The sequence below is a fragment of the Collinsella aerofaciens genome, from assembly GCF_964243765.1.
In the GTDB taxonomy this organism is placed as follows: Bacteria; Actinomycetota; Coriobacteriia; order Coriobacteriales; family Coriobacteriaceae; genus Collinsella; species Collinsella aerofaciens_BU.
In genome coordinates this window covers 186,550-200,218 of record NZ_CAXTGI010000001.1, presented here as the reverse complement: position 1 = coordinate 200,218, position 13,669 = coordinate 186,550, and the positions used below count along the sequence as shown (strand labels likewise).

Sequence of the window (13,669 nt, the reverse complement as noted above, 5' to 3'; positions counted from 1 at the left end):
GACCAACGAACGATTCGTACCGAATACAAACAGCTTTTACGGTACATTGTGCCGCATCGTGGCGCACAAAGGACGAGCGTTCTACCGCTCGCCCCTCAAATCCGACCGCTCGGAAATACGCGCGACACAAAATAATTCAACAAGGTCGCATGATCAGAAACGGGTTTGTTACCGGCTAGCGCCTCGCATGGGCGCCGATGGGGCGCGTCTCGTGGTGCACCCATGCGGAGACCAGCAATACCAACAGCATCGCGGTGACATAGCCCGCAGCATCGAATCCTAAATCGATAACGTCGAAATGCCTGCCGGGAACAAAGATCTTATGTACCTGATCGCCAACGGAGCAGACGGCGCAAAAGAGCAACACGGGCACGCAACGGGAGCAAACGCTCCACGGACGCCTGGAAAAGCAAACCACGGCCACCGAGGCGAACAATCCGACGAAGAAAAACTCTACGGTATGGGCAACGCGACGGACGTTCGTGCCCACCCACATGCGAATGGAAGCAAGTCGGCCAGACCGGACATTCGAGGCAGCCGAATCGATGCCCCCGGTCATCCCGTTCTCGGTCTGAGCTTCACCCGTGGCATCGGCAGCCTGAACGCCCGTAGCCTGACCCTCCACCACGCGCGCGGTGGACTCGCTCAGCAACGACGTCTCCACCGCATTTTGCTCCGTCAGCACCCAGATGCCCGCCAGCGTTGCAGCGAACAGAATGATCGCGGTCCATCCGATTATTTGTTTTACGCGCGCCAAGGGCCTACCTCCTTTTTTGAATATCAGCGAGTGTAGCCCCAAATGACATCGTCACCGTATCAAAATTTGAATCGCAACAGGAAGCGACAAAGCGACGCAAACCCCTACCCCGCCTCGCGCATCCAGCGATCGAACGTCCCCACGCACACGCCCAGGCACTTTGCTGCCTGGCTGCGGGTAATATCGCCCGCCTCATAGCTATCGCGCACCAGCTCAAACTGAGGAGGGCACGGCTTGCGAGGTCGACCGAAACGGACCCCTCGCGCCCGCGCCGCTGCAATTCCCTCCGCTTGGCGCCGATGGATATTCTCGCGCTCCACCTGCGCCACGTAGCTCAGCAGTTGCAGCACAATATCGGCAATCAGGGTATTAGTCACATCCGGCGTGCCGCTTGCCCTGGCGCGCGTGTCAAGCAATGGCATGTCCAACACCACAATGGCAACCCCGAGCCCCTTGGTAATGCGACGCCATTCCTCAAGAATCTCGGAGTAATTACGACCAAGTCGGTCGATAGAAAGCACCACCAGCACGTCCCCGTCTCCCAGGACGTGCAGCAGCTCGCGATAGCGCGGTCGATCGAAGTCCTTGCCGCTCGCATGGTCGGCATAAATATTCGCCGAGCCCACGCCATAGGCGCCCAGCGCATCCAGCTGCCGATTAAGATTCTGATCGCGCGAACTCACCCGCGCATAACCGTACACCGTCGCCATCTCATCCCCGCTTTCTTGTAAACCTGCCAAAAAGGGACAGGTTTATTTTGGTAGGTTTTACCTCTCGAATAGCAGGTAAGCGGGCGGCCGAGCAGACGGCAAGGTAGCCATGATCCAAATGCGGAGGGCGGCCCCGAAAGACCGCCCTCCGCTCTCCCGCCATGAGTCGAGATTTGGCTAATGGATAAGCTTAAAGTCCAAGTGCCCACGCGTGGTATTGACGCGCGAGACCTCGATAATCACGCGCTGGCCCAGTTCATAGCGAGTCCCCGTGTCGGCGCCCGTCAGCGTAAGCGCATCCTCGTCGAACTCGAACCACTCGTTGCCCAGACTCTTGATCGAAACCAAGCCTTCGACCTGCGTCAGGTCCAAGCGCACAAAGAGGCCCATGCTGCTGACCCATGAGACCGTTCCGGCATAGCGCTCGCCCAGGCGATCCTCATAGTACTGGGCAATCTTGATCTTTTGCGTCGCATGGCTGGCGGCATCGGCCGCACGCTCCGCATCGCTGCACGCACGGCAAATCTGCGGCAGAATGCGCGGCAGCGACTCGCGCCCCTTGCCGATCAGCCGCGGCGTACGGACCAAGGCGTCCTTGCCGCCGAGCTGCTCATAGGCCAACTGCAGTTTGAGCACGCGGTGCACCACCAGATCGGGGTAGCGACGGATGGGACTCGTAAAGTGGCAGTAGCACGGCGCGGCGAGCGCAAAGTGGCCCTCGTTGCGCGGCTTGTACAGCGCGCGCTGCATGCTGCGCAGAAGCAGCGTGTTGACGAGCGGTGCGTTGGCCGTACCGGCGGCAGCATCAACTGCAGCCTGCAGCTCATCGGGACTCCCCAGGGCAATACCGGCAGCACGGCGATCGTCGATGATGCCCAGCTGCGCCAGCGCAACGGCGGCACCGTGCAGGCTATCGGGGCTCGGATCCTCATGCACGCGATAGCAGGCCTCGATATCACGGTCTGCCAGCCACTCTGCAACGCACTCGTTGGCGAGCAGCATGGCTTCCTCGATAAGCGACGTGGCACACGAACGCTCGCGCGCCACAATCTGCACGGGTACTCCGTCCTCATCTAATAGAGCGCGAATCTCGGCCGTGTCAAAATCGACTGAGCCGCGGACGCGACGAATACGACGGCGAAGTTCGGCGAGTTCGTTGGCGGCGACAAGGAAATTGCCGAGGTCGACGTTGCAGCCGCGGGCGGCCTTCTCGCACGCAAGACCGCGCTCAAGCGCCTCCTCGCGCGAGGCCTCAGCAGCCGCAACATCCTCGGCCGCACCCTCCAGCACCCCATACTCCACCGCGCCGGCACGCACCAGCAGCGCCTCGGCGCCGTCATAGTCCATACGCACACGCGAGCGAATCACGCTGGGGTACGGATCGTAATGCCGCACGCGACCCTGCGCATCGAGTTCAATGTCAACGGTAAACGCAAGACGGTCCTCGTCAGGGCGAAGCGAACACAGGTCACAGGACAGGCGTTCGGGCAGCATGGGAAGCACGCGATCGGCCAGATACACCGATGTCGTACGATGGCGAGCCTCAAGATCGATATGCCCGTCCCAGGCCACATAGTGAGAAACGTCAGCGATATGCACACCCAGCTTGTAGCCACCCTCGGGCGTGCGCTCAAGCGAAATGGCATCGTCAAAGTCGCGCGCGTCGACCGGGTCGATCGTGATGACAAAGCGGTCGCGCAGATCGCGGCGGAGCGGGTCCTTAAGCGCCGCGGACACATCGAGCGAAAGCCCCTCGGCCTCGTCCAGCGCGGCCTCGGGATAGCTATCGGTATAGCCGTAACGCGCCATCACGTATTGAACGCCCAAATCGGGCGCGTCATCTCCGCCAATGCGGCGTTCGATCGTCACGGTGCCCGATTCCAGGCGCGTCGGGTAGGTCAAAATGCGCGCGACAACGGCATCACCCGGGTGGACGCCCAGACGATCCGCCGAGGTATCCTCGGGCAGAATGAAGAAGTCGGCCTTCAGGCGCGAATCGAGCGGCTCGATCACACCGAGCGGACCAGCGGTCTGGTACGTACCCACCACGCTTATGGCTGCGCGCTCAACCACGCCTTCGATCACGGCGCGCCGCTCACCGTGCGGGCTGTTCTTAATGCTCACGGCAACGGTATCGCCATCCATGATCTCGCGCTTACCGCGGCCCATAACCTTGTAGTCGCCGCTCTCGGTTATGACATAGGCGCCATGCTCATGGAGCTGCACGCGCCCGGTCAGGCTCGGACGGCGTTCGCTGCGCACCGGCCCGCGCTTATTGCGAGCTCCACGCTTATGCTTGTTATTGCGCCCCATGGCGCCTCCTTGCTATCGATGACGAACTCCAAAGAGTCTACCCAAATGATTCGCTTTCCTGCCGTCCCCTAGAGATCAAAAAACGGGCCGCCCCATAAGAGACGACCCGTTGGAAGGGATGAATTCCAGGCATGCCTACACGCGCAGGTAGCGGCGCATGGCTATGGCAGAACCAAAGAGACCGATAATCACGCCGACCAGAATCAGCGCAGCATAGGTCACCAGGTAGTACTGCATCGGCAGGGCAAACGACATCCAGCCGATGCTCTCCTGCAAACGCGGAATCATCAGATTGCGCAGCAGCTCCAGAACGCCGATGGAAAGCAGCGAGCCCAAAATGGCCTGCAGTACGCCCTCGGTGATAAACGGGCCGCGAATGAAGCCGTTGCTGGCGCCGACCAGACGCATAATCGCAATCTCACGACGACGCGCCGTGATGGACAGGCGAATCGTGTTGTTGATGAAGATGAATGCGATAAAGGTCAGAAGGCCAACGAGCACCACGGCGGCGATGCGGATGTAGTTGGTCACCTGGAACAGGCGGCTCACTTCCTCCTGGCCGTACAGCACGCTCGCGTTGACGTCGCCGTCATCCGCGATCTTCTGGAAATCGGCGTTCTTCTTGAGCTTCTCTGCCGTGCTCTCGACCTTGGACGGATCGTCCATCTCAATTGCAAACGAAGCCGGCAGCGGGTTCTGGCCATCGAGCGCGCTCATGGTGGCGTCGGCGTTGCCCGACATCTTGCTCGTATACTCGGCCAGCGCGTCGTCCTTGTCCTTATAGGTCACGGACTTGACGTTGCTCCACGTCTTAAGCTCGGCCTCAAAAGCCTGAACATCGGCCTGATCGGCGTCATCGCTAATGAACGCGTTGATGACAACCTGATCCTCGACGGTGCCGATCACGGAGTTCAGCATCGCGGAGCCCATGATGAACAGGCCGATGATAAACAACGAAAGGAAGATCGTGATGACGGCGCCGAGCGAGGTAGTCCAGTTACGGAAGAAGTGACTGATTGCCTCTTTGAAGGAGTAGCCCACGTTAGTTGGTGCCATAGTTGCCGTAACCTCCCCTCTCCTGGTCGCGGATAACGTGGCCGCCCTCGAGGGCGATCACGCGACGGTGCATGCTATCGACCATCTCGCGGTCGTGCGTGGCGACGATCACGGTGGTGCCGGTGCGGTTAATACGCTCGAGCAGCTTCATGATGCCCAGTGAGATCGCCGGGTCGAGGTTACCCGTGGGCTCGTCGCAGATCAGCAGCGGCGGACGGTTGACCATAGCGCGGGCGACGGCAACGCGCTGCTGCTCGCCACCGGAAAGCTGGTCGGGCAGCGAGTCCATCTGATCGGCCAGACCGACCAGACGCAGCACCTCGGGCACCTGGCTGCGAATGACGCCCTTGGGCTTGCCGATGCACTGCAGGGCAAACGCCACGTTTTCGTAGGCGGTCTTTTGCGGCAGAAGCTTAAAGTCCTGGAACACGGCGCCAATCTGGCGGCGCAGGAACGGAACCTTGCGGTTCTTGATCTTCATGAGGTCCTGACCGGCAACCAGGATGCGGCCGCTCGTCGGCTTGACGTCGCGGTTGAGCGTCGACAGCAGCGTGGTCTTACCCGAGCCGGAATGACCGACCAGGAAGACGAACTCGCCCGGATAGATCTCGATGTTGATGTCGTCGAGTGCAGGCTTGTTGGGCTGTGCCGGATAGATCTTGGTGACATGCTCCATAAGGATGACGGGCTCGACACCGGCCTGCTTGGCCATCTTCTTGCGGCTGGCCTGCGGATCGATGGGCGCAAACACCGACGTAAAATCGGGGTTGTTGAGCGCGTTATCGAGGCTTGCGACCTCGGCTGCCTGATCGCTCTCGACCACCGGGGCAGCAGGCTGCGTGGGATCGGGAATAGCGGCAAAGAGGCCAGACTGCGCAGGCTGAGGAGCCGGTGTCGCAGGAGCCATGGGGTCGGGAATGCCGGCCATGCTAGGCTGCGGCGCGGCGGCGCCAGCCTGAGGCTGCTCCACGCGAGCGGTCACAGCCTGAACGGGCTCAAAACCCGCCGTGCCGGAAAGCGCAACATCGCTGGTGGGATTGTAGGCAAAGGGATCGGATGCCGGCTGTGCCTGATCTGCCGGCTGAGCGGGGGCCTGAGCAACAGGCTGGCCCTCTGAATCCGGAGTGGCGAAACGGCTGCCCTGGACGCCTGTCTGCGTCTTGGGGGCATCATCGCCCGCACCGGAGGTACGGAAGTGGTTACCCACTGGTGCTCCTTATCGTCGTGCGTTTAAACTACATGAGCGCTTTACATTTTAGCAGCATTAGCTTTGCTGCACATAAGAAGCATGGCGGGCTTTGGGATCCCACCGGCCGGGCGCAGGGTTACCTCCCAAATCGTCCTCGCGCATGGCCGGCATTTGTCCTGCTCCTGCGGAGCTGCGGACAAACGCCGGCCTGCGCTGCGGAAAGATTTGGGAGGTAACCCTGCGCCCGGCCTGCGGCTACTATGGGGCCGACGCACCAACTTGAGATGCTGCGCATACAAAGTTGGAAGGGTCTGAATTGCACTTTGTTGGGATGGGCCCGTTTCCCCATGGGAACTTTGCTTGGCAGGACTCTAATTTAAATTCAACAAAAACAGGGGCGCCCTCTTTGGGGATGCCCCTGTTCTGGCTTGGATGTGGTTGTTGAGACGATACTTTGCCTCGTCTTGCCTTATGCCAAGAACTCCTTGGTGGTCGCCACGATGTTGGCGGCGTCCAGGCCGTACTTGTGCAGGAGCTCGGCGCCCGGGCCGGACTCGCCAAAGGTATCGTTGACGCCGATCTTCTTGAGCGGCGTCGGGCACTGCTCGCACAGGACATCGGCAACGGCGCTGCCCAGGCCACCGATCACAGAGTGCTCCTCGACGGTCACGACGTGGCCGGTCTTGGTGGCGCTCTTGACGATCAGGTCGGCATCGATGGGCTTGATGGTGTGCATGTTGATGACCTCGGCGTCGATGCCCTCGGCAGCGAGCTGCTCGGCGGCCTCGAGGGCCTCGCCGACCATCAGACCGCAGGCGATGATGGTAACGTCGGCGCCCTCGCGCATAACGATGCCCTTGCCCAACTCGAACTTGTAGGTCTCGGGGTCGTTGATGACCGGCGAGGCCAGGCGGGCAAAGCGCATGTACACGGGACCGTCGCACTCGTAGGCGGCGCGCGTCACGGCGCGGGCCTCGACGTCATCGGCGGGAACGACGACGGTCATGCCGGGAATGACGCGCATCAGGGCGATATCCTCGCAGCACTGGTGCGTGGCGCCGTCCTCGCCCACCGAGATACCGGCGTGCGTGGCGCCGATCTTGACGTTGAGATGCGGGTAGCCAATGGAGTTGCGGACCTGCTCAAAGGCGCGGCCGGCGGCAAACATGGCAAAGGTGCTCGCGAAGGCAACGCGGCCGGTGGTTGCGATACCGGCGGCAACGCCCATCAGGTTGCTCTCGGCAATGCCCACATCGAAGAAGCGGTCGGGGCAGGCTGCCTTAAACTTACCGGTCTGCGTGGCGGCGGCCAGGTCGGCGTCGAGGACCACAAAGTCATCGTGCTCGTTGGCGAGCTCGACGAGGGCCTCGCCGTAGCTTACGCGCGTGGCGATTTTCTTGACGTCTGCCATCCTAGAGCTCCTCTCCGGCGGCCGTGAGCTCTGCCATGGCCTGCTCAAACTGTTCATCGTTGGGGGCCTTACCGTGCCAACCCACCTGGTTCTCCATAAAGGAGACGCCCTTGCCCTTTGTGGTCTCGGCGATAATGGCGGTCGGCTGTCCCTTGGTGGCGCGAGCCTCGGCAAAGGCGGCGCGGATCTGATCGAAGTCGTTGCCGTCGGCAAGCTCCACCACGTGGAACTTAAAGGCGCGGAACTTGTCGGCGAGCGGCATGGGATCGTTGACTTCCTCGACGGGGCCGTCGATCTGTAGGCCGTTGTGGTCGACGATCACACAGAGGTTGTCGAGCTGCTGGTTGCCGGCAAACATGGCGGCCTCCCAGACCTGGCCCTCCTCGCTCTCGCCATCGCCCAGCAGGGCGTAGGTGCGGTAAGTATCGCCCCAGTGCTTGGCGGCAACGGCCATGCCCACGGCGGCGGAGATGCCCTGGCCGAGCGAACCGGTGGACATGTCGACGCCCGGGGTGTCGTTCATGTTGGGGTGACCCTGCAGGTGGCTGCCGATGTGGCGCAGCGTCTCGAGATCCTCCTTGGGGAAGAATCCGCGCTCGGCGAGCACGGCGTACAGACCAGGCGCGCAGTGACCCTTGGAAAGCACGAAGCGATCGCGGTCGGCCTTGCGGGGATCGGCCGGGTCGACGTTCATTTCCTCAAAGTACAGATAGGTCATGATGTCGGCAGCGCCGAGCGAACCGCCCGGATGGCCAGACTTGGCAGCGTGCACGCCGGTGACGATGCCCTTCCTTACCTCGTTGGCAACCTTTTTGAGCTCTTCGTCGCTCATTGTGCCTTCCTTTCATCCTCTTAAGACAAGATGCGCACGGCACCGAAGGTAATCCCAACACAGCCGCAATGCACGTACGTCATTCATTATGCTGGAAACCGATGGCTTTACCAGAGTTTTTATCATTATTTGAACAATTTAGCAGGCAGAACCGCTGATGAAACGGTTTATCAATGTGAACGTCTTTTGGATGCGCTGGCTACCTCTCGCCCCGGCACAAAAATGATCCGCAAACCGAAATTCAGCCTACGCGTTAATGTCCTTGAATCCCTCACCGAAGGCTTCCGTAACGTCGGCGACCGTCACAATGGCGTGAGGATCGCGCTCGCGCACGATCGTTTTGAGGGTGTTGAGCTCTCGACGGCTAACGATCACCATGATCACCGGCTTCTCGACGCCCGAATACATACCGGTCGCCTTTAATTTGGTGCAGCCGCGGCCCAGACCATACATGATGTCGGCCGCGATATCGGGAAAGTTATCCGAGATGATGAGCACCATACGACGCTTATTGCCGCCATCGACCACAGCATCGATAACATAGCCGCTAATCACCATCGAAAGTCCTGCGTATAGAGCATTTTCGAGCGAGAATACCGGAGCAGATGCCGCGCATACGGCAACGTCGATTGCCATGACGGTCGAGCCCACCGGCAGCGAGGTGTTACGCGAGATGATTTGGCCAATCGTGTCCGAGCCGCCGGTGTTGGCGCCGGCGCGCAACACCATGCCATAACCAATGCCCGTGATAATGCCGCCCCACATAGCGGGAAGCATCAGGTCCGCATGTGCCAGAGGCGCTACAAACGGGGCAAACAGATCGGTAAAGAAGCCCAGCAGCACAAAGCCCGTCGCCGTCTGCACTACATAGAACATGCCGCCCTCGCGCATAACGACCAGCAGCAGCAAGGCATTCATCACGATGGTCTGGATACCGACGGGAAGCGACACGCCTCGCGCTGCGCCGACCGCCTGGATAATCGTCGCAAGGCCCGTAACGCCACCGGCTGCAAGACCGTTGGGAATCAAAAACAGGTCGGTCGCGATGGCGGCCAAGGCACACCCCAACATGATCTGGGGCAGATCGTGAAAGAAGTTCATCGAAAGAATGCGCTTGATGTCCAGACGATATGCCATGCTGCCTCCCTCAAAAAAGCGCACCCCATCGGATGCGCTTTGAACTTCTTCATGTATTCGATTCTACCGATTCGCCAAACAAAAACCACCCCTGTGCAGGGTTTGTTCTGGATACAAAACCGCCCTGCTCGGAAGGCCTTGATCCATTTCCGCCTAAACCGAGCGGTTTAGGCAGACGGGGCCTCCGCGTCAGCGTTGCCGGTAGCCCAACGGTGATAGCCAATCACAAACGGATCCAGGTCGCCGTCGTCAAGAACTGCCTCGACGTTGCTGGTCTCCACGCCCGTGCGCAGGTCCTTAACCATCTGGTACGGGTAGAGCACATAGCTGCGGATCTGGTTGCCAAAACCAATTGTGGTCTTGGGTCCGCGAATCTCATCCAGGGCCTCGGCGCGCTTTTCGAGCTCAATCTCGTACAGGCGCGCCTTGAGGATCTGCATGCACGCGGCCTTGTTTTGAATCTGGCTGCGCTCGTTTTGACACGTGACCACGATACCGCTGGGGAAATGCGTCACGCGCACGGCGGAGTCGGTGGTGTTGACACCCTGGCCGCCCGGGCCGCTTGCATGGTACACGTCGACGCGAATGTCATCGGGACTAATCTCGATATCGATATCGTCGGGCAGTACCGGAATGACCTCGACGCCGGCAAACGTAGTCTGGCGGCGCTTCTTGTCGTCGGTGGGGCTAATGCGCACCAGGCGGTGGACACCGGCCTCGGCGCGAAGCATGCCAAAAGCATCCTTGCCTTCGACGGTAAAGGTCGCGCGATCAATGCCAATGACCTCGGCCGCGGGGCAATCGTTGATGGTGACCTTCCAACCGCGGCGCTGGCAGTACTTCATGTACATCTTAAAGAGCATGAAGGTCCAATCCTGGGCCTCCAAACCACCCTGCCCGGGCTTGATGGTCACAATCGCGTCGCCATGGTCGAACTCCCCGGTAAACCAGCTCGCAAGCTCAAGCTCGTCGATGGCGCGGGCCAGGCGTTCTGCCGTAGCGGCAGCCTCCTCGCGCAATGCGACGGCGTCGGGGTCATCCCCCATCTCCTCGGCAAGCTCCAGCGCAGCGCGGGCATCGGAAAGCTCGCCGCGCGCGGTGTCCACGGCAGCGATATCTTCCTTGGTGCGCGCGATCTCCTCCATCGTGGCGCGAGCGGCATCGGCGTCGTCCCAAAAGCCCGGGGCGACGCTTTTGGCCTCGAGCTCCGTTACGCGGGTGCGCTTCTCATCCAAATGGAGGTACGACTCAACCTCACCGAGCCGGTCCGCAAACGCGTCCAGCTCGGCGGGCGTTACCTCTAAAGCCTCAGCCATTAACGATTCCTGCCGTGGCAGTACTTGAACTTCTTACCGCTACCGCAAGGGCACGGGTCGTTGCGGCCCACGTTGACGTACGGATCGTCGCTCTCGGACTTGCGGTAGGTCGTCACCTTGCCACCGTTGTTGACGGCAGCCGGTCCGCCTTGGACAGCCGTGCGGGCCTGCACCTGCGCCTGCTTGCGCAGCACCGAGTCGCCGTTGTCACCATCGACCTCGGCAGGACCGGAGAAGTGCGCACCCTCGAGCGCGGGCTCCTCCTTGTGCTCCACGACACGCGGGGCAGCCTTGATCTCGATGCGCAGAACCGTGCGCAGGTAATCCTCGTACATGGTGTCGACGAGTATCTGGAACGCGCCGTAGGCCTCGGTCTTGTACTCGACCAGCGGGTCGCGCTGGCCAAAGCCGCGCAGGCCGATGCCGGTCTTGAGGTAGTCCATCTCCTGCAGGTAGTTCATCCAGCGGGTATCGATGACGCGCAGCATGACCTGGGTGTTGAGCTCGCGCATCAGGTCCTCGCCCAAGCGCTCGGCTTTCATGTTGTAGCACTTCTCTACGTAAGCCAGGACATCGGCAGCTAGGGCCTCATAATCCTCGTCGGGGAACTTCGGCGTATCGATGTGGCCGGTGAGCTCCACAACCCACTTGCGCAGGCCCTCCAGGTCGCGCTCGCCATCGTGACTGTCCTTGGTGCAGAACTCCTGCACGCAGCGGTACACGGTATCGTGCATGACCTCGGTGATGTGGTCGGTCAGATCCTTGCCGTCCAGAATCTTATTGCGCTCGGCGTAGATGACCTGGCGTTGCTTGTTCATGACGTCGTCGTACTCAAGGACGCTCTTACGCATGGAGAAGTTGATGCTCTCGACCTTGTGCTGGGCGCTCTCGACAGCCTTGGAGATGATCTTGTGCTGGATGGGCATATCGTCGCCCATGTCAGCCGTGACCATCATCTTGGAGACGCGGTCCATCTTGTCGCCGCCAAACAGACGCATGAGATCGTCCTCGAGCGACAGGTAGAACTGGGTCTCGCCCGGATCGCCCTGACGGCCGGAACGGCCGCGCAGCTGGTTGTCGATACGGCGGGACTCGTGGCGCTCGGTGCCGATAACGGTCAGGCCGCCGGCGGCAAGAACGCGCTCGCGCTCGGCCTTGCAAGTCTCCTTGGCCTCGGCGTTAAACTGCTCAAGCTGCTCGGGCGTTACGTCCTCCATGGTCAGGCCCTCGTACTCCAGGCGCTCGCGCACCAGCTCGTCGGGGTTACCGCCCAGCAAGATGTCGGTACCGCGGCCGGCCATGTTGGTAGCGATGGTCACGGCGCCATAGCGACCAGCCTGGGCAACGATATGGGCCTCGCGCTCGTGGTGCTTGGCGTTGAGGACCTCGTGCGCGATGCCGCGCTTGGTAAGGGCGGCCGACAGTTTCTCGGAGCTTTCGATGGAGACGGTGCCCACCAGGACCGGCTGGCCCTTGGCGTGACGTCGCTCGACGTCGTCGGCAACGGCGTTGTATTTGGCCTGGATGGTGCGGTACACCAGGTCCTCGTGGTCAACACGCTGCACGGGCTTGTTGGAGGGGATGACCTCGACGGGCAGCTTGTAGATCTCGCGGAACTCGGCATCCTCGGTGAGTGCCGTACCGGTCATGCCGGAGAGCTTGTCATACAGACGGAAGTAGTTCTGCAAGGTGATGGTGGCCAGCGTCTGGTTCTCCTCGCGCACGAGCACGCCCTCTTTGGCCTCGATGGCCTGATGCAGGCCCTCGGAGTAGCGGCGGCCTTCCATAATGCGGCCGGTGAACTCGTCGACGATCTTGACCTCGCCGTTGGTGACCACGTACTGCTTGTCGCGGTGGAACATGTACTGGGCCTTCAGCGCCTGCTGCAGGTGGTTGACCAGCTGACCGGAGAGATCGGCATAGATGTCATCGATACCCAAGCGGCGCTCAATCTTCTTAAGGCCGCGCTCGGTGGCGGCGATAGTGTGCTTGGCCTCGTCCATGACGTAGTCGCCCGTGGGCTCAACGTCCTCGGTGGCGGTGAGCATGTCGTGCGACACGTCCTCGCCGCGCTCAAGGCCGCGCACGGCACGCGCGAAGTCCTTGTAGGTGCTGGCGGACTTGGTGCCGGCGCCCGAGATGATGAGCGGGGTACGTGCCTCGTCGATCAGGATGGAGTCGACCTCGTCGACGATGGCGTAGCTGTGGCCGCGCTGTACGCGCTGCTCGGGGCGGGTGACCATGTTGTCGCGCAGGTAGTCGAAACCGAACTCGGAGTTGGTGCCGTAGGTGACGTCTGCCTGGTAGGCCGGACGCTTGAGCTCGAGCGGCATGTTGTTCTGGAGCAGACCGACGGTCATGCCCAGGTACTTGTAGATGCGGCCCATCCACTCGGAGTCGCGCTTGGCAAGGTAATCATTGACAGTAACGACGTGCACGCCCTTGCCGGCAATAGCGTTGAGGTAGCCGGCCAGCGTGGAGACGAGCGTCTTGCCTTCGCCGGTCTTCATCTCGGCGATATGCCCCTCGTGCAGCGCCATGGCGCCGATGAGCTGTACGTCAAAGTGACGCATGCCCGTGATGCGCTTGGAAGCCTCGCGCACGGTGGCAAAAGCCTCGGGGAGCATGTCGTCGAGCGACTCGCCGTTGGCGTAACGCTCGCGGAACTTATCGGTCTGGCCGCGGAGTTCCTCCTCGGTCATCTTCTCAAACTGGGGCTCAAGACCGTTGATCTGGTCGACGATCTTGTAGTAGCGCTTAAGGTCCTTATCGGATCCAAAGGACAGCAGCTTTGACATGAATCCCATGTGGTTTTCCTTTTTGGCCATCGCCCGCGGCATGAAACCTTGGACGAGTTAAACACAGATATTTGTACTTTAGCCAAACAAGGCGCCGCCTATGCGGTCGACACGCTCGACCACGTAATAACTACGACAGCCTGCCAAAAA

At 61.0% G+C, this 13,669-nt stretch carries 10 protein-coding genes; all 10 read right to left on the bottom strand.

Translation table 11 applies throughout. The features are described 5' to 3' along the window. Positions 1-175: 175 nt before the first annotated feature. Positions 176-757 carry a VanZ family protein gene (locus ACESSC_RS00930; RefSeq protein ID WP_158566981.1) on the bottom strand — a complete coding sequence of 194 codons (582 nt, stop codon included), beginning with the start codon at positions 755-757 and terminating at the stop codon, positions 176-178. A gap of 104 nt (positions 758-861) precedes the next feature. Further along, positions 862-1,467: a recombinase family protein gene (locus ACESSC_RS00925; RefSeq protein ID WP_373160872.1), complete on the bottom strand. Its 606-nt coding sequence runs from the start codon at positions 1,465-1,467 to the stop codon at positions 862-864. 177 nt (positions 1,468-1,644) lie between these two features. After that, a complete protein-coding gene (locus tag ACESSC_RS00920; protein WP_373160870.1) occupies positions 1,645-3,780 on the bottom strand; it encodes a ribonuclease R family protein in 2,136 nt (711 codons plus the stop codon). Between the two features lie 135 nt (positions 3,781-3,915). Continuing rightward, the gene (ftsX, locus tag ACESSC_RS00915; protein ID WP_373160869.1) at positions 3,916-4,836 is read right to left on the bottom strand and encodes a permease-like cell division protein FtsX; all 921 of its coding nucleotides are present in this window, start codon (positions 4,834-4,836) and stop codon (positions 3,916-3,918) included. Then, positions 4,823-6,043, bottom strand: a complete 1,221-nt coding sequence (gene ftsE / locus ACESSC_RS00910) for a cell division ATP-binding protein FtsE (RefSeq protein WP_117797451.1) — start codon at positions 6,041-6,043, stop codon at positions 4,823-4,825. Before ftsE ends, ftsX begins: the two co-directional genes overlap by 14 nt. A gap of 451 nt (positions 6,044-6,494) precedes the next feature. Then, complete coding sequence (locus tag ACESSC_RS00905) at positions 6,495-7,436, bottom strand: transketolase family protein (RefSeq protein ID WP_373160868.1); 942 nt, start codon at positions 7,434-7,436, stop codon at positions 6,495-6,497. A 1-nt stretch (position 7,437) separates the two neighbouring features. Then, on the bottom strand, positions 7,438-8,268 hold the full coding sequence (locus ACESSC_RS00900) for a transketolase (RefSeq protein ID WP_118079460.1): 831 nt from the start codon (positions 8,266-8,268) through the stop codon (positions 7,438-7,440). A 246-nt stretch (positions 8,269-8,514) separates the two neighbouring features. Continuing rightward, positions 8,515-9,405, bottom strand: a complete 891-nt coding sequence (locus ACESSC_RS00895; RefSeq protein WP_138375120.1) for a YitT family protein — start codon at positions 9,403-9,405, stop codon at positions 8,515-8,517. 167 nt (positions 9,406-9,572) lie between these two features. Continuing rightward, entirely contained in the window at positions 9,573-10,721 is a 1,149-nt protein-coding gene (gene prfB / locus ACESSC_RS00890) for a peptide chain release factor 2 (RefSeq protein WP_373160866.1), read from the bottom strand. Next, the gene (secA, locus tag ACESSC_RS00885; RefSeq protein WP_373160864.1) at positions 10,721-13,528 is read right to left on the bottom strand and encodes a preprotein translocase subunit SecA; all 2,808 of its coding nucleotides are present in this window, start codon (positions 13,526-13,528) and stop codon (positions 10,721-10,723) included. The genes prfB and secA overlap by 1 nt, the downstream gene beginning before the upstream one ends. Positions 13,529-13,669 lie beyond the last annotated feature (141 nt).

Excerpts from the sequence above, each read along its gene's own strand:
- ACESSC_RS00925 (WP_373160872.1), bottom strand. The coding sequence starts at position 1,467 with ATGGCGACGGTGTACGGTTATGCGCGGGTGAGTTCGCGCGATCAGAAT.
- ACESSC_RS00920 (WP_373160870.1), bottom strand. The coding sequence starts at position 3,780 with ATGGGGCGCAATAACAAGCATAAGCGTGGAGCTCGCAATAAGCGCGGG.
- ftsX (WP_373160869.1), bottom strand. The coding sequence starts at position 4,836 with ATGGCACCAACTAACGTGGGCTACTCCTTCAAAGAGGCAATCAGTCAC.
- ACESSC_RS00905 (WP_373160868.1), bottom strand. The coding sequence starts at position 7,436 with ATGGCAGACGTCAAGAAAATCGCCACGCGCGTAAGCTACGGCGAGGCC.
- ACESSC_RS00900 (WP_118079460.1), bottom strand. The coding sequence starts at position 8,268 with ATGAGCGACGAAGAGCTCAAAAAGGTTGCCAACGAGGTAAGGAAGGGC.
- ACESSC_RS00895 (WP_138375120.1), bottom strand. The coding sequence starts at position 9,405 with ATGGCATATCGTCTGGACATCAAGCGCATTCTTTCGATGAACTTCTTT.
- prfB (WP_373160866.1), bottom strand. The coding sequence starts at position 10,721 with ATGGCTGAGGCTTTAGAGGTAACGCCCGCCGAGCTGGACGCGTTTGCG.
- secA (WP_373160864.1), bottom strand. The coding sequence starts at position 13,528 with ATGGGATTCATGTCAAAGCTGCTGTCCTTTGGATCCGATAAGGACCTT.